Genomic DNA, 25915 nt, shown 5'->3' with positions numbered 1-25915 from the left:
GAGCGGTACCCAATCAACTGAGGTGTCGATATATAAAGCCAACCGGTCTACGTCAGGTTTTCGGCCTACAGCTCAAATCTGCGTGGCCGGCTGAAGTAATCCTCGCGCCAACCGGGTAACAACAGAACCAACTCTGCTTTCACCCGCGTTGCACGCAAAGAATTACTTGATAGCGTCAACCGCTGCGGACAACTTGTCCTTGAACTCACCCTGAACCGGGATGTAACCCAGCTCTTCGAGCTCTGGGCCCTGGCCCTCTTCCAGAACAACCTTCAGGAAGCTCTTAACCAGATCACGAGTCTCCTCGTCGTAACCAGCGGAGCAGACGATTTCGTAGGTGGTCAGAATCAGCGGGTAAGCGCCATTCTCATCCATTGCGAACAGAGCGTCGGTGTCAACAACCATGTCGTGACCCTCAGTCTTGAACGTGACGGAATCCAGAGCCTTACCGACGGTGTCGTTGTTCAGCTCAACCGGACCATGACCAAAGTCCATCTTGGCGATGCCCAGGTTCTTGTCCTTAGCGAAACCAGCCTCAACGTAGGTGATAGCACCGTCGATGTTGGAAACCTCGTCGACAACACCAGCCGAGCCGTTAGCGCCCTGTCCAGTAGCAGTCGGGAAGGACTTGGAAGCCTCGTGCTTCCACTGCTCCGGAGCAGCTGCGCTCAGGAACTTCATGAAGTTATCAGTAGTACCGGACTCCTCAGAGCGGTAGACAACCTTGATGTCCTTCTCCGGCAGCTTCGCGTCCTTGTTGACCTCAGCAATCTTCGGGTCGTTCCACTTGGTGATCTTGCCGTCGAAGATTTCAGCAACCAGTGCCGGGGTCAGAGTGACATCAACGCCCTCGAGGTTGTAGGCAACGGCAACCGGACCGATAACCATCGGCAGGTGCCATGCGTCGTTACCATCGCAGCGCTTCTTAGCCTCTGCAACCTGGTCCTTGCCGTCCTTCTCCTTCAGCGGAGAGTCGGAGCCAGCGAAAGCAACGGTACCGGCAATGAACTGAGTTTGACCGGAACCAGAGCCAGATGCGTTGTACGACAGGGTCGAACCGGCCTCTTCAAACTTGGTGGCGAACAGGTCCATCGCACGCTGCTGCGAGGTAGCGCCCTCGCCCTGCAGCGTTCCCCCTTCAGCACAAGCGGCCAGGGTGAGACTTGCAACAGCGGCCAGGCCAATGACGGATGCCGCACGGTTCTTCTTCAGCACAGTAAATCCTCCGGGTTTACACAATGAGTGAAACAGTTCTCGTGGAACCGCCACACTCCGGTCCACTGCGCTGAACCTATCTACCGATAGTAACCGGAACCTGTTCAAAACATTAACAATCGGTGAACGGCGCAAGTAATTCTTTATTTATCCTCATTTCCCCTGTAAGAGGCCCTAAAATGCGCCCCTGAAACACTGAGGATTGGACAACATCTCCCCAAAATCACAAGTATCATTGCCCCCGCGACAGAGGAAAACCACCTAAAACTGAGACAAACCTAAGCTCGCCCTCTCCAATAACCTCTCCAATAACTCAGCCCTTCCCCAACAACTCGCCTCCAATAAACCGAACCGTCACATTTACGCGCCGTACATCACATCACGGCGAGCCACTTCAAAGCCAACCGCACGGTAAGTGCGCACTGCCGGAGCATTGTCGCCTTCGACATAGAGAATTACCTTTTCCGCTCCCCGGCTCCGGAGATGGGAAAGCCCAACATTGGTCAACCATCGCCCCAGACCGCGTCCGCGCGCCTTCGAGCTCAGTCCAATCACATAGACCTCACCAGTTGACACAGACTCCTCAGCGTGCCACTTCGTCCAGTGGAAACCGCAAATCTCCTCCGCACTGTCGCGCGCCCCAGCCACATCTGCAGCAAAGAACACGCCCTCCGGGTCGAACCACTGCACATCCCGAGCGCGATCGAGTTGCGGCTGTGACCAATCCCCCTGCTCCGGATGCCAATCAAACGCCTCGTTATTCACTGCTAACCACGCTCGATCTACCGCTGCCGCGCCCCACTTCGCACGTGCCGCAGTCAGGGTCAGGGCTTCAACATCATCACGCTTATCGACGTCCCCCGCCGCCTTCTCCAACGCTGAGCCCGAAACGGACATCTGCAACAGCTCGCGGACAACCTTGCGTCCCGTCAACTCTGCCAAACGGCTGGCGCCGGCGACATCACCGTGAGCCCAGATAGGCAGACGCTCACCGACTTCAGCATCGATATGCGCAAGCAGCTTCGCTCCCACGCCTTGCCTGCGAAACTCCGGATCAACAACCATCTCCATAGCATCTGGCGCAACGGCTGCCAGGCCCAAGTAACGGTCGTCCTCGATAATCGCAAAGTGTCGATGCCCGAAAGAGTCGTCGTCAAGCCCTCGGACGAAAGCCTCTCCGAACGCCTCCACGCCGTCGGTGGAGTGGGCGCGCTGCAGTAGCGTACTGGCGGCGGTGGTGTCTACGTCAAGCAGTTCGGTTACGTTCATACGCCCCACCCTATACACAGCAGCGGATTCAACACTTCCCCGATGTCCGCTGGGCCAAAAGCGATGGGGTACTAATAGAGTGTGTCCATTTCCCGACGACAGAAGAAAATCGGTGGCTCCATCCTCGCCGTTGCCGCGCTGGTGATCGCCACCGACATGGGCTTCGCCAGCCATGCGGAGTACAAACTCTCCGAGCATATTCAAGAGACTGCACAGCTGGAGATGACCCCATACGTCGCCATCGGTGGCAAGGCCTACTTGTCCTCTTTTGTTACGGGTAAGTGGAGCTCCGTAACTTCGCGCATCCGCGATGTGGAGGTACCCGACTTCGGCTTGGTATCTCTGGAGTACGGAGCGTCCAACGTTAAGGTCCCAGCATCGGCAGTGCTCAGCGGAGATTTCCCAGAGTCGCCGACGAAGCAGTACTTCACCAAGCTCTCGCTCGACGGCGTCTCTCTGGGCAACAAGCTGGGGATGACGGATTTGAGCATCCAAAGTCTGAAGGACTCCTCCCCCACCGGCGGCTGGGAGACCGAGGCAATTTTCGAGGCCACACCAGCCGGATGGCAGGGAAAGACTCAGGTCACGGCGAAGTTGCGCATTGTCAGCCGCGACGTGGTCATTACGCCGATGGAGATTATTTCTGCGCCCTCGTCCCCAACGGATTCTAAGAGCCACGTCAAACCTGAGCTGTCTGAGGCTGATACGCAGCACATCATGGACACCTTCGCTCTGACACTGCGAGATTCGGATATACCGATGGGCATGCCGGCGACTCGCGTGTACGTGTCGGGCGGTTCTATCACCATCGAAGGCGAACAGATTCTGTGCACCGTGTCGCCAACGAACTTCATGCCGCCGACATCCCAACAGGATGCCGAGGCGTCAGCACAATCCACGGAGAAGCTGCCGGAGAAGAACTGTCGGGTGCGTCGCTAAGGCCGTCGTCAAGCATCGCCGTTAAACGTCGTTGCAGCGTTGGCACCATGCGCCAACAGCCCATACATGGCCACAAGAGCTTCAGCGGTAGAATGTGAAGCATGACCGAGAACAATGGCAGCAACCAGACAGACGCCGCTGCACAGGAGCCTGCGGCTGCGGCAGCACCTCGCCTCGACGGCAACGAGGCCATTAGCCGCGCGGCCGAGCAGGCCAAGAGCACCGCTACGCGCAACATCACGGAGCTTGAGGGGCTCCCGATCCCTGACGAGACCGCTAACCTGCGCTTCGGCCCGAATATTCACGACGGCCTGCTGGCACTACTGCCGCTGGTCGGCGTGTGGCGCGGTGAGGGGCAGGCAAACACCGTCGTCGACGGTGAGTACAACTTCGGCCAGCAGGTTATCTTCAGCCACGATGGCGAGAACTACCTGAAGTATGAGTCGCGCATCTGGAAGCTGGATGAAGACGGCAAGCCAACCGGACCTGACCAGCGCGAAACGGGATTTTGGCGCATCAACAACGATGACGAGATTGAGTTCATCTGCGTCCACTCCACCGGCGTCACCGAGATTTACTACGGCAAGCCAGTCTCCGAGCGCGCATGGGAACTGCAAGCGGCCTCCACAATGGTCACCGCAACCGGTCCGGCATCGCTCGGCCCGGGCAAGCGCCTCTACGGCCTGATGCCGAACAACGATCTCGGGTGGGTGGACGAGCGCCTGCGGGATGAGGAATTCACTCCCCGTATGTCCGCGCAGCTTAAGCGTTACGCAGGCTAGGTTCTCCCCCGCTTTACGACGGGCGCTGTGTGGCCTGGCTGCGGGGCCCTATTACTTTGCGCACTACGGCTTGGCGCCCTACTGCGACAAGCCCTACTGCATCGCCAGCGCCTCGTCACACAGGTCACGGAATTCCTTTTCCGCAGCTACATCTGGCTGCGGAATGGGCTCACCATCGATGGACTTAACCACGACCGCGATGCGCACCGAGGACACTAGCCACACCGCATCAGCGGCGAATAGGTCCCTTGGTACCAGAACCGTCGGAGTGACTTTCCAGCCGCAGTTGGCAGCTGTTTCAAACAGCGCTGCCTGAGTCGTGCCCGGCAGCACTCCTTCACCGGGATTGGGGGTCAGCAGCTCATTGCCGCGCTGAACGATGATGGTCGATGTCGGGCCTTCCAGGAGCTTTCCCTCTGCGGAGGTGAAGATGACATCGTCAAAACCCTTGGACTTGGCATAGCGTAATGCGGCCATATTAGCTGCGTATGACAACGTTTTCGCGCCGATGAGCGCCCACGGTGCACGGGAGCCAAGGTCGAGCGAGAAACCACGCTCTGCAAGCATGACCGATACCGGCTTCAGGCGATTTTCCGCCACCTTTTCCGCGGAGCTTGCCAAAACGTAGCCAGTCGGCCTTCCAGTGGACTCGCGACCACGCGAGTAAACCCACCGCAACGTCGCATCCCCCTCAATTGACCTATCGCGCAACTCCCGTAGTGCAACCTCGGTAGCCGCCCGCCATTGCTCCAGGTCCGGGGTTGGCAAATCCAGCATTAGCGCTGACGATGCGAATCGCTTCTCATGCCGGTCGGTATTACAGGTATGACCACCCCTGACCAGGAGTGTTTCAAAAACTCCGTCGCCGCGAATAGCTCCGAGATCGTCCGCGTAGAGGAACGGCTGTCCTGCCTCGACAGCAATCGGACCACCGTCTGCGTAGACGTCGATAAGCACTAGAGAAGAAAGCGAATCCGTCATACACACAAGCTTAATCCATGCTTAATTTGGGGATTTCTGGTTAACATGAGAGAGTGAGTGTTGAGTATGTAAGTCCTTTGATGTCTCACGTGGCTGGTGCCGCTGCCCTCGAATTGGGCGGACAGACGGAAGGTTTAGAGAAGGACTCAGAGAACGCCTCAGACGGAACCTCAGCGAAAAACGTTGAGCAAACCACAGGGCAAGCTAGCGTGGCATGGCACTACGGCCGTCCACTGGTAGAGCAACGTCATCTACAGGAGGACTGCGGAGTAGTAGATCGCTCGTACTACCGCGTTATTGAGGTTACTGGCGAGGATCGCCTGACCTACCTCAACACACTTTTTTCACAGAAGGTCGACGATGCCACCCCCGGCACTGTCACTGAAGCACTGAACCTGGATGCCAACGGTCACGTTCTCCACCACATGACGCTGACTGTTTTGGACGATTCCGTGCTTATCGACGTGCCCCCTGTTGGCTTCGACTCCCTGCTGAAGTACCTGAACATGATGGTGTTCTGGTCCAAGGTGGAAATTGCTGAGGTAGAACGGGCGGTTATTTCCGTCATGGGGCCGAATGCCCCTGAGGTACTGGTGTCCGCCGGCCTCGCATTCCCGCAGGTGGGCAAGGCTACGACGGTGGGGCATTCCTATGTCCGGCACCTGCCTTGGCCACGCGGAGGACGTGTGGATGTGCTCGTGCGCCGACAGGATTTAGTCGGTGCTTGGGACGCGCTGGTGGCCGCTGGCGCCTCCCCAGTTGGCCTGATGGGCTGGGAGGCCGAACGCGTAGTCTCCTTGCGGCCAGAGCTGGGAATCGATGTAGATGAGAAGATGATTCCGCATGAGGCTCCGCGCTGGATTGCCTCTGAATTCGACACGGCTGCCGTGCACTTGGACAAGGGCTGCTATCGCGGCCAAGAGACTGTGTCTCGAGTCCACAATGTTGGTCGCTCCCCACGAGTTTTGGTGATGCTGCAGCTCGACGGCTCAGCTACTCTGCCGGAAACCGGCGATCCAGTGATGATGGGCAAGCGCGCCGTGGGCCGCGTAGGCACCGTCGTGCAACATGTCGATTACGGCCCGATTGCATTGGCTCTGCTTAAGCGCTCGGCGCAGGAACGCGAGGGCCTTGTGGTGGGTGACTGCGCCGTGGCCGTCGACCCTTCCTCCATCGACCGCGTCGAGCAGCTGCCACCGGGTCGTGTGGCCATCAACCGCCTGCGTGGGAAATAAGTAACGGGAAATAGGTAAAGCCACCAGACAGAGTGGTGAAAAAATAACTTTTTCCATTCTTTTTCAGAAAGGTTATTCCCCCAGGTCACAGTACATATTGAGTTGCCTGAGCGCGAGGACACAACCCACTATGGACCTCCCCGCGTAACCCCTTCGTCTAAAAATCGGCTATGGTGTCTTACAGGAATTAACGCAATAAGACATAAGTGGGTCGGCCGTATCCCCGTGCCGTCCCACGGATTACACAAGGGGGTCAGGCCATGGGTCGCGGCCGTGCGAAAGCAAAGCAGGCGAAGGTTGCCCGTCAGCTCAAGTACGATTCACCAGAAATGGACTTGGAGCGTCTGCAGCGGGAACTCGTCGGCAAGTCGAACGAGTCCGATCGAGACGACTATTACTCTGACTGGGAGGAATGGGCCTCAGGCGCTGGTCGCGACAGCTAGCGCAAGCTAACCGCTGTCGTATTTTCCGCAAAGCGTTTCTATTTCAATAAAACAAGCACCCGCCAACGATTCCGTTGGTGGGTGCTTGTTTTTGCTTAGCTGGCCAGAGGCGGAGGCTTAGTGACCGCATTTATGTGTGGTTTATGTGCGGCGGCGGTGGGGCCACGGCGGATCAATCCGAGTTACTGACTGCGTTTATGACAAAAACAGCCCGAAAAACGGCTCGGAAGTGTCATAAACTCAAACAGTTTCACATTTGCAGCCCCACGTTATTTCTGGGTTGTCAGTTTTGTAGCCCAAATCCAGTCCCGACCAACCCCAGTCCCCGGCCGCTCGACCAGATGCAGGCCGACGCTTAGAAGCGCGGGTGGCTGCCGCGCAAAACAGCCCCGTCCTCGCCCTCCTCGCTCTTGCGGACAGTACCCAGCTCCCAAGCGTTGATGTGGCGGGCAGTCAGCAGAGCCAGTGCACGATCGCGATCCTCTGCAGAAACAATCGCAACCATACCAACACCCATGTTAAAGGTCTTCTCCATCTCCTCGCGGGAGACGTTGCCGAGCTCAGCAATGGTCTTGAAGATCGGGCCCGGGGTCCATGTTGCGCGGCTCATGTCAGCGGTCAGGCCTTCCGGCATGATGCGGACCATGTTGCCAGCCAATCCACCACCGGTGACGTGGCAGAAAGTGCGAACCTCTGCCTCGTTCATGAGAGCCAGGCAGTCCTTCGCATAGATCTTGGTTGGCTCCAGCAGCTCCTCACCGAGGGTACGTCCGAAGTCTTCGACGTATCCGTCGAGCTCCAGACCGGCCTTCTCCAGGAGAACGTAGCGAGCCAGCGAGTAGCCATTGGAGTGAAGTCCAGAGGATTCCATGGCGATAATGACATCGCCCTCACGCACGCGGTCCGGGCCGAGAAGCTTGTCCTCTTCCACGACACCGACGCCGGTAGCGGAGACATCGTACTCGCCTGGTTCCATCACACCCGGGTGCTCTGCAGTCTCGCCGCCCAGGAGAGCGCAACCCGCCTGGACGCATCCCTCGGCGATGCCGGAAACGATCTCGGCGACGTGCTCCGGCACGACCTTGCCAATTGCGATGTAGTCCTGCAGGAACAGCGGCTCGGCGCCGCACACGACCAGGTCATCGACGACCATGGCGACCAGGTCCAGGCCGATGGTGTCGTGCTTGCCGACGGCCTGCGCCACGGCCAACTTGGTCCCCACACCATCGGAGGATGCGGCCAGCAGCGGCTTTTCGTAGTTGCCCAGTGCAAACAGGCCGGCAAAACCGCCGAGCCCGCCACGGACCTCTGGGCGAGTGGCCTTCTTGGCAATCGGGGCGAATAGTTCAACGGCGCGGTCGCCGGCTTCGATGTCGACGCCGGCTGCAGCGTAGGAAGCACCAGAAACGTTCTCGGTCATTAGAGGCTCTCGCTTTAAACTTTCTCCCCCGGGCGGCGTTACTGCCGTATCCGGGAGTATTGGCGGACCGGGAACAAAGCAACGGCTGCAATCCACAGCACCGCTTGCGCTTCGTTCTCGGTTCAGTTCTCGTAGTTCATTCTAAGGAGGTTTCGAGGCTAATTGCTCGTTGCGGCTTTGGCAGCCTGGGCTGCCTGCATCCTCTCCACAGCTGCCGCATTCGGATTGCCCTCCGGCAGACCCAACGGGTACTTGCCATCGAAGCAGGCACAACAGACTTCGGTCTTTGCCTGCTCGGAAGCGGCAACCATGCCATCGATGGAGACAAATCCCAGGCTGTCGGCGCCAATCGCGGTTGCGATACCGGCGACGATGTCATTTTCATCCACGCCGTTGGCCAACAGCTCGCCCGGAGAGGCGAAGTCAATGCCGTAGAAGCACGGCCATTTCACCGGCGGTGCGGCGATGCGCACGTGCACTTCCTTCGCACCAGCCTCACGCAGCATGCGAATCAGGGCACGCTGAGTGTTGCCGCGGACGATGGAGTCATCGACCACTACCAAGCGCTTACCGGCGATAACTTCCTTCAGCGGGTTCAGCTTCAGTCGAATGCCCAGCTGACGAATCGTCTGCGAAGGCTGAATGAAGGTACGGCCCACGTAACCGTTTTTGGTCAGCCCCTGACCAAACGGAATGCCCGATTCCTGGGCGTAGCCAACAGCGGCCGGGGTACCGGATTCCGGAACCGGCATCACCAGGTCACCGTCAGCCGGGAACTCACGGGCCAACTGGCGGCCCAGCTCAAGACGTACAGCGTTGACGGAGCGACCACGGATGTTGGAGTCCGGGCGCGCCAGGTAGACGTACTCAAAAATGCATCCAGCGTGGGTGGTCTCGGCAAAACGCTGCGAACGCACACCGGAAGCATCAATGGCCACCATCTCGCCTGGCTCGATTTCGCGGACGAACGATGCGCCGACGATATCCAGCGCGCAAGTCTCGGATGCGACTACCCAGCCACCGGACAGGCGGCCCAAGCACAACGGACGCACACCGTGTGGGTCACGCGCAGCGTACAGCGTTTCACCATCGGTGAACGTAAGGCAGAAGGCCCCCTTCAGGCGCGGCAGGAGCGTCAGCGCAGCCGCTTCCACGTTGGTGCTACAGCCGTGGTCTTCTGGGTGGTCAATCTTGCCGGTTTCGTCGGCAAGCAATGTGGTCATGATTGCGGAGTCACTGGGCAGCTCGCCGCCATCGCGCAGCAAGCCCTTGTCGACCGCCTCACGGAACAGCGTGAGGTGGTTGGTCAGGTTGCCGTTGTGCCCCAGCGCGATGTCCGTGCCGTCGGAGGCCATCTGGAACATCGGCTGTGCATTCTCCCACGCAGGAGCTCCAGCGGTGGTGTAGCGCGTGTGCCCTACGGCTACGTGCCCCTTCAGAGCGTCGAGCGTCTGCTCATCAAAAACCTGGGAAACAAGCCCGAGATCCTTGAATACGAGAATTTGGTCGCCGTCGCCGACTGCGATACCGGCGGCTTCCTGGCCGCGATGTTGCAGGGCAAACAAGCCATAGTAGGTGAGTTTGGACACGTCTTCGCCAGGTGCCCAAACGCCAAAGACCCCACATTCTTCACGCGGGGATGTCTCCCCCAAATCGTCGTAAGGCGAAATTGGCAAAAGTTTGGTCTTTGGTGCACCTGAAATGTTGGTATCGGCCACGACATTCACACTAATAGCCCCACCCGCCCGGGCACCAATTCAGTATCCCCCCACGGGTTTTAAGAAATGCGCGCCACCGGCAAATGATTCCCGATTTCCGCCGCGCGCGTGCCCGACATATCGATGTGCGCCTGCACCTGCTCTAACGTGATCATTCCGCACGCGAGTCCCAGCCAAATCTCCGGCGACATCTCCACGACATTGGGCGGCGTACCGCGTGTGTGCCTGGGCCCGTCAATGCACTGGACCGCGACGAAGGGCGGTACGCGCACCTCGACGCTATGCCCCGGCGCCTCTTGGGCGAGCATCCGAACGGACAGACGCACCGCTTTGGCTAGGCTCGCACGGCTTAACGACGGCCCCTGCGCCCCATCTGCCCCGGTGAAGGAGACAGCCTCTTGGTCAGATAGCAATTCGCGGCCGAGAAGACGTTGTGCCGCCCAGGGTGCGGCGGTGGAAAGAGCGCTGCGAACGTCGAAAGGCGAGATTTTGGATACCATAACCTCATCCTAGAGTTATGCTTTCATATATGGATACGCAGTCAACTGAAAAAGCTGAACAGGTGCACGCTCCAGCGTCACCATCTCTTGTACTCCGTTTTATGGCTTCGCCGACCGATGTCATTATGGCCGGAACCAATTCCGTCCACGGCGGCCGTGTGTTGCAGTGGATTGACAAGGCCGCTTACGCCTGTGCGACCGGCTGGTCGGGACGCTACTGCGTGACTGCGTACTTCGGTCACATTCACTTCACTCGCCCGATTCCCAGCGGCCACATTGTTGAGGTGCGCTCCAAGATTGCGCATACCGGTCGCAGTTCTATGCACATCGTCAACGAGGTGCTCTCAGCTGATCCGCGCGAGGGCAAGTTCACCCGCGCAGCTGACTGCCTGGTGATCTTCGTGGCCATGGATGAAAATGGTAAGTCGACACCGGTTCCGAAGTGGGTGCCGCAAACGGAGGAAGAAGAGCGTGTTGAAAAGGCCGCTCTTTCCCGTTTTGAGCTCCGCCGCGACATCGAGGCCAGCATGCGCGCGCAGACCTATTCCGCGGACTCTTCCGCACCCGAGCTGACCACACGTTTCCTGGCAAAGCCAACCGATGTTAACTGGGGCGGAAACGTCCACGGCGGTACCGCCATGGAGTGGATTGATGAGGCTGCGACGGCAGTTACCACCAACTGGGCAGGGCGCCAGACCATTTCTGTCTACGCAGGTGGTATTCGCTTCTACAACCCAATCCACATTGGCGACCTGGTTGAGGTGCGCGCACGCATCCTGCGCACCGGCACGACCTCGATGCACCTGTCGGTGCAGGTCTACTGCTGTGAGCCCCGCAAGGGTGTCGGCGGGCTGCGCAAGGCTCTGCACTCGACCATGACTTATGTCGCAATTGACGACGATTTCAACCCGCAGCCGGTACCGCACTTCCAGCCGACCACGGATGAGGACAAGCGTCTGCACGCCCACGATCTGTCGCTGAAGGCGCTGCGTGATAAGTACAGCCCGCTACCGCTGATTGAGCGCGAACAGGATTAAGCCGCCTGGCCGCCCGGCCTCCTGTTTTTCCACCAGATAGATAGGAACATCCAGCCAATCAGCGCGAAGGTGATGTAGGTGACGTACCGGTCAATCGTCTGCAGGGAGCCCTGGATACTTGGGCCAAACTTCAGGCCCAAGTACAGGTAGAAGCACTTGAGCATTGCGGCACAGAGGAAGAGATACACACCTACTACCCAGCCGCGCACCTTCGCAATACCACCGATGGCCACGACAATCGTGGCCGGAATCGGCGAGAACGGCACAAACGATGCCAGCACACTCAGCCCGATGCGCTCATAGATGAAGTTCTCCATCTTCTTAAACCATCGCGGTGGGTGGCCGCCGAAGCTCATCGTGATGAATTCCGTGCCCCACTTCTTGCCCATCCAGTAGAAGAACGGCATGAACTTGATGGTCGACAGCGCCGCAATCACCACAACAGCGAAGAGGAAGAGCGGCCTATCCTCGTTTTCCGATGCGAGAATCAGCACCGAGAGATTCGAGCCCGTCAGCCACGTATGCAAAAAGGTGTACTTGAGCAGCAAAACCGCGCGGAACGGGATAATTGCAAAGCCGTACACGGCAACCAGCATCAGCGATGCATAGAGAAGCTTGTCTATTTTGTCCGGCTCACGCAGGAAGCTCGGCAGATCCTCACGAGGGTCGTGCTCGGCCTCGTTACGCATGTCGGATGAAGTCATGAACCACAGTTTAACTGCACGCCCCCTTCCGCAGCAGGAGCCGCAGACTATGCCATTACGTACGGCTCAGACGCACTCGCCAAGGACGACCGCAGCGCCGCCTACTATCCTGGGAAGATATGACCACCGATTCACCCGCGCCTGTGCCCGCACAGCAGCCTCACGCACCACGGTCTGAGTCTTCCTCACCATCGCTTGACGACGGCCAGGAGATCGCATCCTCACCGAGCATGCTGCAACGTGTTCGCGCCGCTATCCCGCCTGTGTCCATCCTGGTACTGACGGCGGTATTCCTCTTCGCCGGGTGGTTCACGCTCTTCGGTCCTATCAATGTTCTGGCTTGGCGTGGTGGCACGTTCCCCCGCACCGAGGCAGACCGCCCCTACTATCAGCAGGCTCTGAAGGATGTTGCGCGCTATCAGTACGAGGAGCAGCCCTCCCCTGAGGTTTACTTCGGCCTGGCGTGTGGCGCTACTGATGCCGACATCCGCAGCGTTATCCCCAAGGTCGGCGAGCACCCGAATTCAGACGCAGACCCAACCGCTGATGAAGATGCCGTCGCCGCCGCTGCTGCCACCAGGCCGGGTTCTGCACCTGCGGCTACGAACCAGACATCGAAGCTGAATCCAAACCTTGACGCATTCGGAGACACGGTCGACTGCTCCGGTTCCTGGACTGCGCCATTCTTGTCATTCCTGCTCGCATCCGCGGGTGTTCCGGTCTTTGATACGCCCGAGAATTCGGCTGCCAATAGTGCCACCGACAACAACAGCACAGAGCAGTACAACACTGCGCAGAACAGAACAGCGCAGAACAGCACTGCCACAACCGAGAACCCATGGCTGGTTACGGATGTCGAACAGCTCATGGACGCCTACAAGGCACATGATGCTTTCGTCACCGACAAGGACTTCTCTCCTCAGGTGGGTGACATCATTTTCTACCGCTACCCCGCAGGCCTTGGGGTGCACGCCAACATGGTTGTCGCGGTTCAGGGTGACTGGGTCACCATCGGTGGCGATGAGCTTGGCAAGGTCGGTCTAGCTAGCATGACCCTGCGCAACCGAGGTGGCATCGTGGGCTACGGTGCCACGGGCTACTTCGAGCAAGCACCGCTGGACGCCACCAAATAGCCAAGTTTAAATAGGCAGATTTTCCTCAATGAGGTCGCGCAGAGCGTCGTCGTCAGGCGAGACCTTGGAGCGGAAACGGCCGATGACCTCCCCCTCGGGCGAGATAACGAACTTTTCGAAGTTCCACTTCACGTCCCCAGCCTCGCCGTCGGCGTCCGGGGTTTCCTTCAGCAGCTTGTACAGTGGGTGAGCGCCGGCGCCGTTGACCTCCGTCTTTTGGAAGAGCGGGAAGGTAACGCCAAATTCGCGCTGGCAGAACTGCTTGATTTCCTCGGCACTGCCGGGCTCTTGCCCGCCGAACTGGTTGCAGGGGAAACCGAGGACGAAGAAGCCTCGGGGTGCGAGTTCGTCGAAAAGTCCTTGCAGATCGTCGTACTGATCCGTGAAACCGCACTCCGAGGCGGTGTTGACGATAAGCAGAACGTGGCCTGCCCAGTCGCTCATCGTTGCTTCGTTGCCGTCGATGGTGGTCACTGGGATGTCGAAGAGATTGCTCATAAACCCCACACTAGGGCAGTCCCACGATAGCCGTCAGAGGTGACGACTAGCCGACCTGCTCCATGCCTTCAAAGAACTCGCGGCCCAGCGGCACCGAAGAGTGGTTGACCGGCTGCGCACCCCCATCGACCGCCTGGTCAATGATGCCGACAACATCCTGGCGCAGCTTGTGCTCCCGCAGTTTCGAAGCGTTAACGGAGATACGCACCGCGCGGCCCTTCTCCAGCGAGCGCTGCACTGAGGAGCGCACCGCGCGGCGCCACCAACCGGCGCCGCCGAAGCCCTCGCCGATAGCCAGCACGCGAGTTGGATCAACAGCACCAGTGGTCAGGTCGCGGACCCCATTTCGGTCCGCTGCAACACGGAAGCCCAGCTCCGGCAGCACGTTCATGGTCTCTGGCGACATGGTCCACTTCGGCGGTGCAAAGACATCCGTCTCAAAACCCATCGCACGCATCTGGCGCGTTGCGGCAGTCAGGCGCAAGCGCGCTTCATGTTCGCTTAACGACGCAAATTCGGCGCCTCGGCCTCGAACCGACTGATCGAACCCCGCGAGAACAATCTCGATGCCGTCATCGCTACGACGGCGGAGCCAATCCAGCACCGCCGGAGCTTCCCGCAACGACCAGTTCTTACCCGCATGCGGCGCTACCAGCAGAGACGGCGTAATACCGCGCTGTTCCATCGCTGCCACGAAACGAGCGACATCGAGCAATGTGCCATCGCGCAAACCCGACACCGACACCAAAAGCGGCGAACCGACCACACCACCGTCAACAGTTACGAGCTCTTTGCCCGCTGGACGAACGACCTGGTCTGTCGTCCGAATCTGTTCTTGCACCCCACTGCCTGCCATGGATTCAACAAAAACAGGCGTATGTAAATTTTTGGTAACGGAGAGGACAAAGCTTGGAGAATACTCAGAGGCCTTTCAAGTAAGAGTTCAGATTATCCCCCAGTGCACAACCTCATCGAGTGCCAGTCCCTTGCGCCAACCGAACTTCTCCAAGTCACGCTCCGCGGCCAGGTGCGTTACCGGACCAATGCACAGCCAGGCCACCGGCCGCACGGGCGCCTCGACACCGACAAAGTTGGCCAGGAAATCCTCATGGTAGAAACTGACCCAACCGACGCCGAGCCCCTCTGCCGTAGCAGCCAGCCACAGATTCTGAATAGCCAGCGCGACTGACATTAACCCGGTGTCATCGACGGTGTCGCGGCCGAGAATGTTCTTGCCGCCACGGGTCGGGTCATAAGTGACGACGATGCCCGTTCCCGAGTCCACAATTCCTTCAATCTGAATCGGATTGAAAGTCTCGCGCCGCTCGCCTTCGAGTTTGGCTGCGAATTCAGCGCGGCGTCCGGCTACGTGGTCGGCAAACTGCTGCAGGCGAGCCGAATCCTGAATGATGTGAAAGTCCCATGGTTGGGACAGCCCCACCGAAGGAGCGGCGTGAGCGGCCGCCAACACGCGCATCAATCGCTCCCTGTCCAACACTTCTCCGGCGAATTCGCGGCGGACATCCCGCCGCCGAAAAAGCGTGTGGTAGACGGCCAACTGATCGTCGGAAAGCGAATCGGTGTCAAAACCCTGCGCGGACAGCAGCGTGCGCATATCCATGCCGTTACTCCACCGCACCAGCAGTGTGGGCAATCCAGGCGTACTCGAAGGCAGTCTGGCGCCAGCGTTCGTAACGGCCGGAAACACCACCGTGACCTGCGGACATCTCTGTCTTGAGCAGGAACTGCCCCGGTTCCCCACCGACGACTTCGCGCAGCTTGGCGATCCACTTTGCCGGCTCCACGTAGAGCACGCGAGTGTCGTTCAAACTAGTAATCGCGAGAATCTTCGGGTACTTCACATCGGCCGAGATGTTCTCGTACGGCGCGTAGGAGGCCATGTAGTCGTAGACCTCCGGGTCGTGGTACGGATCGCCCCACTCATCCCACTCCACCACGGTCAGCGGCAGCTCTGGCATCAGCATGGACGTCAGGCAGTCGACAAACGGGACCACGGCCTGAATGCCCGCGAACCTATCGCCAGCAATGTTTGCGACCACACCCATCAGCATGCCGCCCGCTGAACCGCCGAGCGCTACCAACTGCTGGCGCGTGGTCCAACCAGAATCCAGCAGGTAGTCAGCGACGGCGACGAAGTCAGTGAATGTGTTCTTCTTCGTGGTTGCGCGACCGTTCTCCCACCAGCCACGGCCCATCTCTCCGCCACCGCGGACGTGTGCAATGACGAAAATCATGCCGCGATCCAGCAACGATAGGCGCGCGATGGAAAAGCCCGGATCCATCGAGGATTCGTAGGAACCGTAGCCGTAGAGCAGCGTCGGATTCGGCGCATCCAAATCCAAATCCGCCCGGTGAATAATCGACACCGGAATCTGGGCACCATCGCTGGCACTCACCCATTCACGCTTGGCGACGTAATCACCGCGATTAAACTCCCCCCGAATCTTCTGCTCCTTGAGCAGCACCCGCTTGTCCGAGGCAATATCAATCTGCCAGAGCTGCGACGGCGTGGTGAAGGAGCCGTAGGCGTAGCGCAACACCGGGGTGTCCCATTCAGCGTTGCCGGTAGTGCCTGCGGAGTAGAGCTCTTCGTCGAATTCGAGCTCAACGAAGTTCACAGCGGACGCTGGCACTGGGTCGGCAGCATCGCCCGTTTCAGCGGAGCCAGCACCATCCTCGTCCTGCGCCAATACCGCCAGCGCCACACGCCCAATACCGCCGCGACGGTACCCAAACGCGATGTGCCCAGCGAAGCAGTCAACGCCCTCGACACGGACGTCATCGCGGTGCGGGACCAGCTCAGTGAGATCCGAAATACTGTCGAAAGACCCCACCGGCACCATGGCCAGTGCGAAGTTCGAGCCAGTCATATTGTGTGTAATCAGCCACATATCCTGGCCGCTAATGACGGCATGGTCGATGTCGTATTCAACACCGGACTCGCGCGGGCGCACGCAGGTGAACTCACTGGTCGGGTCACTGGCGTCCAGGTACCAGACCTCAGAGGTAATCTTCGAGGAGCTCTCAATAATCAGGTACTTTTCGCTGCGTACCGTACCGACTCCGACCCAGTAGGCCTCATCGGGCTCATGGAAGACACAGACGTCATCCTCGGTGGAGGTGCCCACGCGGTGACGCCACACGGAATCCGGCCGCCAGGCTTCGTCGACCTTCTGATAGAAGATCCATTCCGAGCTAACCCAGGTAGCACCTGCGGCGATGCCCGCAATTTCGTCGTCAAGCAGTTCGCCCGTGCGCAAATCCTTTACGCGCAGCGTGTAGCGCTCGTCGCCTGTGACATCGGTGGAGTAGGCCAGCAGATTGCCGTCCGCCGAGACGCTCGCTGCGCCGAGGGCGAAGAAGTCGTGGCCTTCGGCCAGCTCGTTGGCATCCAGGATGACCTGTTCTCCTGGTGCCGGGGAGTCGTCCGCAATGGTCGGCGGAGTCCACGCGGCAAGACCGTCACCGGCCTCCACACGCACGCGACAGCTCATCCCGTAGGACTTGCCCTCCTGCGTGCGTGAGTAGTACCACCAGCCATTAAGGCGAGTTGGGACCGACATGTCGGTCTCCTGCACGCGCGACTTGATCTCCTTAAAAATCGCGTCCGCGGTGCCATCAAGATTGGAGGTAAAAGCCTCCGTATAGGCATTTTCAGCCTCTAGGTATTTGATAACCTCGGGGTTTTCCTTATCGCGGAGCCACTCGAAGTTATCGGTGAAGTCCCTTCCGTGGAAGGACCGAGTCACCGGCTTCCGTTGTGCACGGGGTGCGGGCAAATCCTTTTTTGCAGGCTTGCCGACGGATGCCGAGTCCAAGGTCACTTCGCTCACGCAGGTTCTCCAATCCAGTCCGAGAAGCGGCGGCCCGACAGTCGTTCGTAGGCCTCGACGTACCGCTCGCGAGTTGCTTCCACAACACTACCCGGCAGCGCCGGCGGCGGAGTGCCCTCGTCCTTCTTCCAGCCGGACTTGGAGCAGGTCAGCCAGTTTCGGACGTACTGCTTGTCGAAGCTCGGGTTAACCGAACCCTCCTGGTAGGAGTCGGCTGGCCAGTAGCGGGAGGAGTCCGGGGTGAGGACCTCGTCGGCCAGCACCAGGTTGCCGTCGGAGTCGAGACCGAACTCGAACTTGGTGTCGGCCAGGATGATGCCGCGCTTAGCAGCCAGTTCAGCAGCCTGGGTGTAGATACGCAGGGTGGCATCGCGCAGTTCTTCGGCACGCTTCTGCCCCAGGGACTCCACAACGGCGTCGAAGGAGACATTCTCGTCGTGCTCGCCCAGTTCGGCCTTGGTGGCCGGGGTGAAAATCGGTTCTGGCAACTTGGAGCCCTCGACGAGGCCCTCTGGCAGCTCAATGCCACAGACAGTGCCGTTTTCCTTGTACTCGACGAGACCCGAGCCGGTTAGGTAGCCACGTGCGACACACTCGAATGGCAGCATGTCCAGCTTCTTGCACACCAGCGCACGGCCGAGGCACTCTTCCGGAATGCGCTCATCGTCAGCCGGGCCAGCCATATGGTTCGGAAAGTCGATCTCGTCGAAGAAGAACACGCTCATCGCGGTGAGCACTCGACCCTTGTCAGGAATCGGGGTCTCCAGAATGTGGTCGAAGGCAGAAATACGGTCACTGACCACAAGCAGCAGAGTCTCAGGGTCAATCTCGTAGATTTCCCGGACCTTGCCCGCGGAAAGATGGTTATACGAGGAAAGTTCAGGTCGCATGGCGATAAAGTCTAAACCCCTATACGCCTTTGCACTCTATTGATACCTCCGGCCACCACCCCAACTAGTGGGGATTGACGCAATTACCGTCGTCAAGCGGGAAAAATTTTGAGATTCAGGACTGCTGCCCATCGAATTTTTCACAGGTAAACGACGGTGTTTACCCCTCACCTCCCCCGCACGGTAGATGACTGGGCAAAAATATTTCTAAAAACGTGACAGAAAACACCGATACCAGTATTGTCTAAATTTAGTAATTCACGTCACACTTCAAGGATTTTGAAGGGAACAATCACATGGCAGCTCAGGCCAACAATAACTCTCTGCGCCGCGCGGTCGTCGTCGGCGGTAACCGCATTCCGTTCGCTCGTTCTAATAAGGAATACGCTAACGAGTCGAACCAGGACATGCTGACCGCTGCAATCGACGGTCTCGTCGCCCGCTTCGGTATCGGCGGCGAACGCCTCGGTGCAGTCTCCGCCGGCGCTGTGCTGAAGCACTCCCGTGACTTTAACCTCACCCGTGAGTGTGTCCTCGGCTCCGCACTGGCGCCGGACACCCCGGCTTTCGACATTCAGATGGCATGTGCCACCGGCATGGAGGCCCTCAACTCTGTCTCCAACATGATTAAGCTGGGCCAGATTGACTCCGCTATCGCCGGCGGTGTGGACACCACCTCCGACGCTCCGATTGCTGTCAACGACCGTCTGCGCAAGATCCTGCTGGAGGCCAGCCGCCAGAAGTCCACTCTGGACATGGCAAAGGTCTTCCTGAAGGCCCGTCCGTCCGACCTGGCTCCGGATACTCCGTCGACCGGCGAGCCCCGCACTGGCCTGTCCATGGGTGAACACCAGGCCATCACCACCGCCAAGTGGGGCGTTACCCGAGCTGAGCAGGATGAGCTCGCCGCCGCTTCCCACCAAAACATGGCAAACGCTTACGACGAGGGCTTCTTCACTGACCTCGTCACCCCGTACAAGGGCGTTTCCCGTGACACCAACATGCGCCCGGACTCCACCCCGGAGAAGCTGGCCAAGCTCAAGCCGGTCTTCGGCCGCGGCCTGGAAGCAGAGCCGACCATGACCGCCGGTAACTCCACTCCGCTTACCGACGGCGCCTCTGCCGTCCTCGTCTCCACCCCGGAGTGGGCCGCTGAGCGCGGTCTGCCGGTGCTTGCCGACGTCGTCGATTCCGAGGCAGCCGCAGTTGACTTTGTCCACGGCGACGAGGGTCTGCTGATGGCTCCGGCTTACGCCACCCCGCGCCTGCTGGCCCGCAACGGCTGGACCTTCGACGACTTCGACTTCTTCGAGATCCACGAGGCTTTCGCCGGCACCGTCCTGTCCACTATGAAGGCATGGGAGGACGAGGAGTTCTGCCGTACCAAGCTCGGACTGGAAGGCCCGCTGGGCTCGATTCCGCGCGAGAAGCTCAACGTCAAGGGCTCTTCCCTGGCAGCCGGCCACCCATTCGCCGCTACCGGCGGCCGCATTGTGGCAGCCCTCGCCAAGATGCTGCGCCAGAAGGCAGACGAGACCGGCAAGACCACTCGCGGCCTGATCTCCGTCTGTGCCGCGGGCGGCCAGGGTGTTGTCGCAGTTCTCGAGGCTCGCGTCTAAAAGCGCACCACCGATAAAGACACTTTTACTTTCAAGGAGAATTTTCCATGACCGATAAGTACCAGGAACTCGTCAACGGTGGTCCGCTCACTGGACTGGCTAAAGCAGCTGGCCTGCCACAGCCACCGTTCCTGCGCCGCCACAAGCCGGGCGGTCCGCTGCTGAACAACGACAAGGTGCTCGTCACCGGCGAGGGTGCAGATGCAGACGCAGTTGCAGCTCAGCTGACAGAGTGGGGCCTGCAAGTTCGTCGTGGCAACGCCGCTGACGACAAGATTGGTGCCATTGTCCTCGTCGCCACCGAGGCTAAGCGCCCGTCAGAGCTGCAGGGCCCAGTGCTCGCTGCTGCAAAGCACATGCGCAAGCTGGACAAGGGTGGCCGCATCGTCACCGTCTCCCGCGCCAAGGATGCTCACCACAACGCAACTCCGGCCGAGATTGCTGAGAACGCTGTCGCCGGTGGTATCGAGGGCCTGATTCGCTCCCTCGGCCACGAGGTTCGTGGCGGCTCCACCGCTAACGGCATCCTCGTTGCTCCGGGTGTCTCGGTCACCGCCCCGTCCGTGATTTCCTCCCTGCACTTCTTCCTCTCCGGCCGCTCGGCCTTCATCGACGGCCAGTTCCTCCGCGTCTCCTCCGACGCTGGTGAGATCCCAGCTGACTGGGATAAGCCGCTGGCTGGCAAGGTTGCCGCTGTCACCGGTTCCGCCCGTGGTATCGGTGCCGCTATCGCTCGTCAGCTCAAGGCTGACGGCGCAGAGGTCATCGTCATCGACGTTCCGCAGGCTGGCGAGGCGCTGTCCAAGGTTGCCAACGAGCTCGGTGGCCTGGCTCTGCAGCAGGACATCACTGCCGACGACGCCGGCAACGCCATTGCCGATGCTGCTGTGGCCCGCTACGGCCGCCTGGACATCGTCATCCACAACGCAGGTATCACCCGCGACAAGATGTTCGCCAACATGGACGACGCCAAGTGGGGCTCGGTCATCGCCGTCAACATCGAGGCTCAGCTGAAGATGAACGAGCAGCTGCTGAACCACAAGGCCTTCGAGAAGGCTCCGCGTATTGCCACCATGGCTTCCACCTCCGGTATCGCAGGTAACCGCGGTCAGACCAACTACGCCACCTCCAAGGCCGGTGTTATCGCAATGGTCGAGGCTTACGCTGAGGAGTTCGCTAAGCGCGGCGGCAACATCAACGCTGTTGCTCCGGGCTTCATCGAGACCGACATGACCGCTGCTATTCCGTTCGTCAACCGCCAGGTTGCTCGACGCGTGAACTCGCTGCAGCAGGGCGGCCAGCCGGGCGATGTCGCCCAGGCAATCGCCTTCCTGGTCTCCGACCGCGCGCTCGGTGTCAATGGCCACGTCCTGCGCGTCTGTGGTCAGAACATCGTCGGCGCCTAAGCGAAGCCACGGCTTCCGCATAGGCTCCCGATAAGGAGGAAAGAGGAAAACTTATGGCTAAGACCCTGGACGCCATTCCCAATCTGGTTCCGCTCTACGCCAAGGCAGCTGCTGGTTCGGCAAAGAAGCGCCCGAACTCCACCGAAATCAAGGTCGATGAACTAGTGGTCAAGGGTGTCACTGTCGATGCCGACCGCGACCAGGACTTCCGCGACGTCGTTGGCGCCCCGAAGTCTGAGCAAGCGTTCTTCGGCCACATCCACGCCCTAATCATGCCCATTCAGATGGAGCTGATGGCTGGGGACGATTTCCCGCTGCCGATGATGGGCCTGGTCCACACCGAGAACACCTACCGCGAAATCTCGCCTGTCACACTCGGCGGCAAGGTTGATATCGCGGTGAAGGTTGCCGCATTCCGCGCTCACCGCTCGGGCACTGAGGTTGTTCTGGAGTCGACTGTTGCATCGTCCACATCCGGCGCCACCTTGGTCGAGGAGCAATCGGTGTACCTGGCCAAGGGCGTTCGCCTGAAGGACGCCGAGGGCTTCGAAGAGGTCCAGGCACAGCGTGAGGCCATCAAGTCCGGCGCCGAGACCATCAAGCGTGAGCAGTTTAAGGTCCCCTTCCCCACCGCTCAGTGGAAGCTGGCTGGCAACACCGGCCGCAAGTGGGCCAAGGTTTCCGGTGACTGGAACCCGATTCACATCACCTCTGTCTCCGCGAAGGCTCTGGGCATGCCAGCAGCGATTGCACACGGCATGTACACCGCCTCCCGCGCGCTGGCTGAGGCACAGGTTCTGCCGGGTCAGTCGTACGAGTTCCAGATTTCCTTCGGTGCGCCGGTCGTTCTGCCGACCACCATCAATGTCGCACTCACCCACACCGGTGACGGTGCAGGTGCTGCTCACAACCTGACTGAGGGCAGCTCCAACATCGGCCGCGCAGTCAACATTGTCGCGTGGGATCGCAAGAAGAAGCGTCCGCACTTCACCGGAAGTGTTCGTCCGCTGAAGTAGTTGATGCGAAAGCGCTGTAGAAAACGCCGCGCTTTGGAAAACCAGTCTCCTCATCGACTGGGCCTTTCCAAAGCGCGGCGGTTTTGTTTCCCTGTTGTGCTTTTGCCCGGGGTACGACTGGAGCCCCCTCCGAGAGACACCGCCTCCTCCCTCTCTCCCCCCCCGGCCGGCAACCCCGCCACTTTCCCGCCTTGAAGATCAGCTGCTGGGTTTTTCCGCCGTTAATACAGAGTCGCGGCTTTACTTCGCAATTGCGTGACTAAGCACTTTTCAACCGCATGTAGGCAACGCCTTGTTGACACCCCATTCACTCCTCTATTTTATGTTCAATCCATTGAACATAGGAGGTAATCGAGTGTCTTCATCATCGAAGACGCCGCTGACTTTCACGGAACTCCCACCGGAGGAGTCACCCCGAATCGTGTACTTCTCCAGTGCTTCTGAAAACACTCACCGGTTCGTCCAAAAGCTGGCTCAACCAGCAGCACGCATCCCGTTACATCCGCGAAAAGACGGAATGATTCGCGTTTGCAGCCCATTTGTCCTGATCACACCGACTTATGGTGGCGGATGTCGGCGCCGCGCGGTACCTAAGCAAGTCATCGCTTTTCTCAACGACGAAACCAACAGGAGTTTCATCCGCGGTGTCATCACCTCGGGCAACACAAATTTCGGCACCGACTTTTGCATAGCCGGAGCCATCATTTCTGCAAAATGCCAGGTTCCGGAGCTATACCACTATGAGCTACTGGGGACAGACCACGATGTGGAGAACGTCAAAGAGGGCCTGGAAAAATTCTGGAGGAGCGCTACTTCTTGAACATCTACAGCTATTCAACTACGCCACCGTCTTTTCGAAAGGACCCAGCTGCCCGCCTTCGGCCAATCAACTGGAACCGAGTGCAAGATGACAAAGATCTCGAAGTGTGGAATCGCCTAACAGCAAATTTTTGGCTGCCCGAAAAAGTTCCGCTGTCCAATGACCTTGCAGACTGGCGACGTCTCACCGATCTAGAACGCGAGCTGACCATGAAGGTCTTCACCGGACTGACCATGCTCGACACAGTCCAGGCGTCTGTCGGGGAGATTTCCCAAATTCAAGATGCCCGCACCGAACATGAAGAGGCCGTCTACACGAATATCGCTTTCATGCAAGCAGTGCATGCAAAGTCTTATTCTTCAGTATTTTCTACGCTATCCAATACCCCTGACATCGACGCTGCCTACCAATGGGCAGTCGCCAATGACATCCTGCAGGCTCGGTCAAAAGCTGTGCTCAAACACTATTACGGCGACGTTCCACTCAAGCGAAAGGCGGCAGCAACGCTTCTTTCGTCCTTCTCGCTCTACGCCGGCTTCTACCTCCCGCTGCACTTCGCATCACGTGGCATCCTGACCAATACCGCCGATATGGTGCGCCTGATTCTGCGTGACAAAGCTGTTCACGGCTATTACTCCGGCTACAAATTCCAGCGAGGCGTAGAAACCTACGACACCGCCACGCAAACGCAGATGAAGGCTTTCGTCTTCGAACTTCTCGATGATCTATACCAGCTCGAACTGAGGTACTCCGAAGCCCTATACCAACCACTCGGGCTCTACGACGACGTTGCCAACTTCATTCGATACAACGCCAACAAAGCGCTCATGAACTTGGGATACCCGCAGCGGTTTAACCATGAAGAGACCGCCTTCAAGCCCGAAATTCTCGCCGCCCTCACCCCGGGGTCAGATGAAAACCACGACTTTTTCTCCGGTTCCGGCTCCGCATATGTCATCGGAAAAGCCGAAGACACCGCAGATGAAGACTGGGATTTCTAAATCCACGTCTTTCCCCATACATCCTAAGAAAGGAACATTCGCATGACTGCACAGATTTCTATCCTGGTAGGAAGCTTGCGTCGAGCCTCCTATGCACGAAAGATTGCACTCAAGGCAGCCACGTACTTCCCCGATGACTTCAAAGTCGACATCGTCGAGATTCGTGACCTCCCTCTCTACAACTTCGACTACGACGACCCCGCAGTGTCCGATATTGCGACTCCCGCGGAATACACCAGTTTCCGGGAAACCATTAAAGCCAGCGATGGCATCCTATTTGTCACCCCAGAAAACAACCGCACAATTCCTGCAGCTCTGAAGAATGCCGTTGACATCGGATCTAAGCCCAACGGTGATGTGGCATGGAAGAACCTGCCCGCGGGAATTATCAGCCACTCCGTCGGCCGTATGGGAGGTTATAGCTCTCAGAAGAACTTGCGACTCGCGCTGTCGTACTTCGACATGCCGATGCTCGGTCAGCCAGAGGTCTTCCTGGGACAATCGCCAACACTCATTGACGAACAAGGAGAATTCACGTCGTCAAGCACTGAGGACTTTGTTCGCGACTACATCAACAGATTTGCAGACCTAGTTCGAGAGCAGAGCCCACGCCACTAACTGAAATCCCCTAATCAGCGCAGCGTTACTGGGGATATCGCCGTATGAAGATTCTTCACTGACTAGGATCAAACGCTGCGTTCTCTGCACGGCTAGGCGCTCGTCGTTAGGCTCATTTTCATGACTGTTTCTATCTCGGCCGTGATCGCGCTTAACGACGACCCCCGCGCCGCTGCGCGGTTTTACGCCGAAGGTTTTCACTCCAACATCAAGCCCAACTCCACCACGCTCACCATCGGCGGGATGGACTTCGAACTCATTGAGAACGGGAACCGCCGATTAACCCCCGCTGTGTCTTTTATGGTGCGATTTGCCCCTGGTCAGGAAAACCAGCTACGCAGACTGTGGGAGCATCTGATGGCGGGTGATGAAACCATCAACGGTGGTGCTACGCTCATGCCCCTGACCAGCTACGATTTCTCGCCGCTCTTTGGCTGGTTGGTCGACGGCAATGGGGTCAACTGGCAACTGATGATTGATTCCTTAACCAGCGGGGCTGCAAGCACGGATGCTGCCGCAAAGACAGCGAATCCCGCCGTTATTCCCTACTTCATGTGGACAGGCGACGAACCACAGGCTGCCGCCGCCACCGAGGTATACAACCGGCTTTTCGGGTCAGGGAATTTCATGACGCTCGACTCGCCGGGCATGCACAATTTCACCTTCGGCGACGGTGTGGCGATGCGCCTCTCCAGCGATTCTGCCGAGGAGGTCGAAAGCGCCTGCCAAGCGCTTGGCCTAACAGGCGCTGAGGTTGCCGAGGGCACGGAAGCCGTCGTCAAGCCTGACCGATTCGGCGTGTACTGGACGCTCTAGC

Annotated in this window: 25 protein-coding genes; 13 read left to right on the top strand and 12 right to left on the bottom strand. The window is 59.0% G+C overall.

Annotated elements, in window-relative coordinates:
* Positions 1-162: 162 nt before the first annotated feature.
* Both pstS and mshD read right to left on the bottom strand, forming a co-directional pair.
* Positions 163-1215 carry a phosphate ABC transporter substrate-binding protein PstS gene (gene pstS / locus HMPREF3042_RS05330; protein ID WP_070429730.1) on the bottom strand — a complete coding sequence of 351 codons (1053 nt, stop codon included), beginning with the start codon at positions 1213-1215 and terminating at the stop codon, positions 163-165.
* A 360-nt stretch (positions 1216-1575) separates the two neighbouring features.
* Positions 1576-2484 (bottom strand): mycothiol synthase, encoded by a 909-nt coding sequence (mshD, locus tag HMPREF3042_RS05325; protein WP_070856386.1) that lies wholly within the window; start codon positions 2482-2484, stop codon positions 1576-1578.
* Positions 2485-2565: 81 nt separating this feature from the next.
* Between mshD and HMPREF3042_RS05320 the strand changes: the two genes are divergently transcribed.
* Together HMPREF3042_RS05320 and HMPREF3042_RS05315 are read left to right on the top strand one after the other, a co-directional pair.
* Positions 2566-3423 carry an LmeA family phospholipid-binding protein gene (locus HMPREF3042_RS05320; protein WP_070856385.1) on the top strand — a complete coding sequence of 286 codons (858 nt, stop codon included), beginning with the start codon at positions 2566-2568 and terminating at the stop codon, positions 3421-3423.
* A 101-nt stretch (positions 3424-3524) separates the two neighbouring features.
* On the top strand, positions 3525-4205 hold the full coding sequence (locus tag HMPREF3042_RS05315; protein WP_070856382.1) for a heme-binding beta-barrel domain-containing protein: 681 nt from the start codon (positions 3525-3527) through the stop codon (positions 4203-4205).
* A 93-nt stretch (positions 4206-4298) separates the two neighbouring features.
* Here the strand turns inward: HMPREF3042_RS05315 and HMPREF3042_RS05310 are convergent, their stop codons facing one another.
* Positions 4299-5186, bottom strand: coding sequence for an aminodeoxychorismate lyase (locus HMPREF3042_RS05310; RefSeq protein WP_070856380.1), 888 nt, complete (start codon positions 5184-5186; stop codon positions 4299-4301).
* 80 nt (positions 5187-5266) lie between these two features.
* On the opposite strand from HMPREF3042_RS05310, the gene HMPREF3042_RS05305 reads away from it, so the two are divergent.
* Both HMPREF3042_RS05305 and HMPREF3042_RS05300 read left to right on the top strand, forming a co-directional pair.
* Positions 5267-6421: a CAF17-like 4Fe-4S cluster assembly/insertion protein YgfZ gene (locus HMPREF3042_RS05305; RefSeq protein WP_083327429.1), complete on the top strand. Its 1155-nt coding sequence runs from the start codon at positions 5267-5269 to the stop codon at positions 6419-6421.
* A gap of 260 nt (positions 6422-6681) precedes the next feature.
* Positions 6682-6864, top strand: a complete 183-nt coding sequence (locus HMPREF3042_RS05300) for a DUF3073 domain-containing protein (protein ID WP_005511943.1) — start codon at positions 6682-6684, stop codon at positions 6862-6864.
* 355 nt (positions 6865-7219) lie between these two features.
* Here the strand turns inward: HMPREF3042_RS05300 and purM are convergent, their stop codons facing one another.
* The 3 genes from purM to HMPREF3042_RS05285 all read right to left on the bottom strand — a co-directional run bounded on the left by purM (position 7220) and on the right by HMPREF3042_RS05285 (position 10502).
* A complete protein-coding gene (purM, locus tag HMPREF3042_RS05295) occupies positions 7220-8284 on the bottom strand; it encodes a phosphoribosylformylglycinamidine cyclo-ligase (protein WP_070856379.1) in 1065 nt (354 codons plus the stop codon).
* A 158-nt stretch (positions 8285-8442) separates the two neighbouring features.
* Positions 8443-10011, bottom strand: coding sequence for an amidophosphoribosyltransferase (purF, locus tag HMPREF3042_RS05290; protein ID WP_070856378.1), 1569 nt, complete (start codon positions 10009-10011; stop codon positions 8443-8445).
* Between the two features lie 50 nt (positions 10012-10061).
* Complete coding sequence (locus HMPREF3042_RS05285; RefSeq protein WP_070856377.1) at positions 10062-10502, bottom strand: sterol carrier family protein; 441 nt, start codon at positions 10500-10502, stop codon at positions 10062-10064.
* Between the two features lie 29 nt (positions 10503-10531).
* Between HMPREF3042_RS05285 and HMPREF3042_RS05280 the strand changes: the two genes are divergently transcribed.
* Positions 10532-11539: an acyl-CoA thioesterase gene (locus HMPREF3042_RS05280; protein WP_038626488.1), complete on the top strand. Its 1008-nt coding sequence runs from the start codon at positions 10532-10534 to the stop codon at positions 11537-11539.
* Here the strand turns inward: HMPREF3042_RS05280 and HMPREF3042_RS05275 are convergent.
* A complete protein-coding gene (locus HMPREF3042_RS05275) occupies positions 11536-12243 on the bottom strand; it encodes a hypothetical protein (RefSeq protein ID WP_070856376.1) in 708 nt (235 codons plus the stop codon). The genes HMPREF3042_RS05280 and HMPREF3042_RS05275 overlap by 4 nt on opposite strands.
* Positions 12244-12362: 119 nt before the next feature.
* Between HMPREF3042_RS05275 and HMPREF3042_RS05270 the strand changes: the two genes are divergently transcribed.
* Positions 12363-13376 (top strand): hypothetical protein, encoded by a 1014-nt coding sequence (locus HMPREF3042_RS05270; protein WP_070856374.1) that lies wholly within the window; start codon positions 12363-12365, stop codon positions 13374-13376.
* 6 nt (positions 13377-13382) lie between these two features.
* Here the strand turns inward: HMPREF3042_RS05270 and HMPREF3042_RS05265 are convergent, their stop codons facing one another.
* The 5 genes from HMPREF3042_RS05265 to HMPREF3042_RS05245 form a co-directional block, all read right to left on the bottom strand.
* Positions 13383-13874 carry a glutathione peroxidase gene (locus tag HMPREF3042_RS05265; RefSeq protein WP_070643316.1) on the bottom strand — a complete coding sequence of 164 codons (492 nt, stop codon included), beginning with the start codon at positions 13872-13874 and terminating at the stop codon, positions 13383-13385.
* Between the two features lie 46 nt (positions 13875-13920).
* Entirely contained in the window at positions 13921-14730 is an 810-nt protein-coding gene (locus tag HMPREF3042_RS05260) for a polysaccharide deacetylase family protein (protein WP_222866696.1), read from the bottom strand.
* A gap of 87 nt (positions 14731-14817) precedes the next feature.
* Entirely contained in the window at positions 14818-15495 is a 678-nt protein-coding gene (gene bluB, locus HMPREF3042_RS05255) for a 5,6-dimethylbenzimidazole synthase (RefSeq protein WP_070856372.1), read from the bottom strand.
* 4 nt (positions 15496-15499) lie between these two features.
* A complete protein-coding gene (locus HMPREF3042_RS05250; protein ID WP_371440721.1) occupies positions 15500-17719 on the bottom strand; it encodes a S9 family peptidase in 2220 nt (739 codons plus the stop codon).
* A 5-nt stretch (positions 17720-17724) separates the two neighbouring features.
* The gene (locus tag HMPREF3042_RS05245) at positions 17725-18618 is read right to left on the bottom strand and encodes a phosphoribosylaminoimidazolesuccinocarboxamide synthase (protein ID WP_038626496.1); all 894 of its coding nucleotides are present in this window, start codon (positions 18616-18618) and stop codon (positions 17725-17727) included.
* A 296-nt stretch (positions 18619-18914) separates the two neighbouring features.
* On the opposite strand from HMPREF3042_RS05245, the gene HMPREF3042_RS05240 reads away from it, so the two are divergent.
* The 7 genes from HMPREF3042_RS05240 to HMPREF3042_RS05210 all read left to right on the top strand — a co-directional run bounded on the left by HMPREF3042_RS05240 (position 18915) and on the right by HMPREF3042_RS05210 (position 25914).
* Positions 18915-20237 carry an acetyl-CoA C-acetyltransferase gene (locus HMPREF3042_RS05240; protein ID WP_016421400.1) on the top strand — a complete coding sequence of 441 codons (1323 nt, stop codon included), beginning with the start codon at positions 18915-18917 and terminating at the stop codon, positions 20235-20237.
* Between the two features lie 47 nt (positions 20238-20284).
* Complete coding sequence (locus HMPREF3042_RS05235; protein WP_038626500.1) at positions 20285-21643, top strand: 3-oxoacyl-ACP reductase; 1359 nt, start codon at positions 20285-20287, stop codon at positions 21641-21643.
* Positions 21644-21696: 53 nt separating this feature from the next.
* Entirely contained in the window at positions 21697-22659 is a 963-nt protein-coding gene (locus HMPREF3042_RS05230; RefSeq protein ID WP_038626508.1) for a MaoC/PaaZ C-terminal domain-containing protein, read from the top strand.
* Between the two features lie 355 nt (positions 22660-23014).
* Complete coding sequence (gene nrdI, locus HMPREF3042_RS05225) at positions 23015-23479, top strand: class Ib ribonucleoside-diphosphate reductase assembly flavoprotein NrdI (protein ID WP_080971522.1); 465 nt, start codon at positions 23015-23017, stop codon at positions 23477-23479.
* Positions 23476-24480, top strand: coding sequence for a class 1b ribonucleoside-diphosphate reductase subunit beta (gene nrdF, locus HMPREF3042_RS05220; protein ID WP_080971523.1), 1005 nt, complete (start codon positions 23476-23478; stop codon positions 24478-24480). Before nrdI ends, nrdF begins: the two co-directional genes overlap by 4 nt.
* A 42-nt stretch (positions 24481-24522) precedes the next feature.
* The gene (locus tag HMPREF3042_RS05215) at positions 24523-25098 is read left to right on the top strand and encodes an NADPH-dependent FMN reductase (protein WP_016421405.1); all 576 of its coding nucleotides are present in this window, start codon (positions 24523-24525) and stop codon (positions 25096-25098) included.
* A gap of 120 nt (positions 25099-25218) precedes the next feature.
* Positions 25219-25914 (top strand): VOC family protein, encoded by a 696-nt coding sequence (locus HMPREF3042_RS05210; RefSeq protein WP_070856370.1) that lies wholly within the window; start codon positions 25219-25221, stop codon positions 25912-25914.
* Position 25915 lies beyond the last annotated feature (1 nt).

Origin of the sequence: Corynebacterium sp. HMSC074C05 (assembly GCF_001838325.1) — a bacterium.
Classification (GTDB): Bacteria; Actinomycetota; Actinomycetes; order Mycobacteriales; family Mycobacteriaceae; genus Corynebacterium; species Corynebacterium amycolatum.
Note: the sequence above shows the minus strand (reverse complement) of the source record. Positions and strands in the feature narration are given on the sequence as shown.

What these genes read in the sequence shown, in the direction of transcription:
- HMPREF3042_RS05245 (WP_038626496.1), bottom strand. Translation starts at nt 18,618, where the DNA reads ATGCGACCTGAACTTTCCTCGTATAACCATCTTTCCGCGGGCAAGGTC.
- HMPREF3042_RS05210 (WP_070856370.1), top strand. Translation starts at nt 25,219, where the DNA reads ATGACTGTTTCTATCTCGGCCGTGATCGCGCTTAACGACGACCCCCGC.
- HMPREF3042_RS05230 (WP_038626508.1), top strand. Translation starts at nt 21,697, where the DNA reads ATGGCTAAGACCCTGGACGCCATTCCCAATCTGGTTCCGCTCTACGCC.
- HMPREF3042_RS05260 (WP_222866696.1), bottom strand. Translation starts at nt 14,730, where the DNA reads ATGGCAGGCAGTGGGGTGCAAGAACAGATTCGGACGACAGACCAGGTC.
- HMPREF3042_RS05315 (WP_070856382.1), top strand. Translation starts at nt 3,525, where the DNA reads ATGACCGAGAACAATGGCAGCAACCAGACAGACGCCGCTGCACAGGAG.
- purM (WP_070856379.1), bottom strand. Translation starts at nt 8,284, where the DNA reads ATGACCGAGAACGTTTCTGGTGCTTCCTACGCTGCAGCCGGCGTCGAC.
- HMPREF3042_RS05240 (WP_016421400.1), top strand. Translation starts at nt 18,915, where the DNA reads ATGGCAGCTCAGGCCAACAATAACTCTCTGCGCCGCGCGGTCGTCGTC.
- HMPREF3042_RS05280 (WP_038626488.1), top strand. Translation starts at nt 10,532, where the DNA reads ATGGATACGCAGTCAACTGAAAAAGCTGAACAGGTGCACGCTCCAGCG.
- HMPREF3042_RS05285 (WP_070856377.1), bottom strand. Translation starts at nt 10,502, where the DNA reads ATGGTATCCAAAATCTCGCCTTTCGACGTTCGCAGCGCTCTTTCCACC.
- HMPREF3042_RS05265 (WP_070643316.1), bottom strand. Translation starts at nt 13,874, where the DNA reads ATGAGCAATCTCTTCGACATCCCAGTGACCACCATCGACGGCAACGAA.
- mshD (WP_070856386.1), bottom strand. Translation starts at nt 2,484, where the DNA reads ATGAACGTAACCGAACTGCTTGACGTAGACACCACCGCCGCCAGTACG.
- HMPREF3042_RS05235 (WP_038626500.1), top strand. Translation starts at nt 20,285, where the DNA reads ATGACCGATAAGTACCAGGAACTCGTCAACGGTGGTCCGCTCACTGGA.
- HMPREF3042_RS05310 (WP_070856380.1), bottom strand. Translation starts at nt 5,186, where the DNA reads ATGACGGATTCGCTTTCTTCTCTAGTGCTTATCGACGTCTACGCAGAC.
- HMPREF3042_RS05275 (WP_070856376.1), bottom strand. Translation starts at nt 12,243, where the DNA reads ATGACTTCATCCGACATGCGTAACGAGGCCGAGCACGACCCTCGTGAG.
- HMPREF3042_RS05305 (WP_083327429.1), top strand. Translation starts at nt 5,267, where the DNA reads ATGTCTCACGTGGCTGGTGCCGCTGCCCTCGAATTGGGCGGACAGACG.
- bluB (WP_070856372.1), bottom strand. Translation starts at nt 15,495, where the DNA reads ATGGATATGCGCACGCTGCTGTCCGCGCAGGGTTTTGACACCGATTCG.
- HMPREF3042_RS05300 (WP_005511943.1), top strand. Translation starts at nt 6,682, where the DNA reads ATGGGTCGCGGCCGTGCGAAAGCAAAGCAGGCGAAGGTTGCCCGTCAG.
- HMPREF3042_RS05215 (WP_016421405.1), top strand. Translation starts at nt 24,523, where the DNA reads ATGACTGCACAGATTTCTATCCTGGTAGGAAGCTTGCGTCGAGCCTCC.
- HMPREF3042_RS05270 (WP_070856374.1), top strand. Translation starts at nt 12,363, where the DNA reads ATGACCACCGATTCACCCGCGCCTGTGCCCGCACAGCAGCCTCACGCA.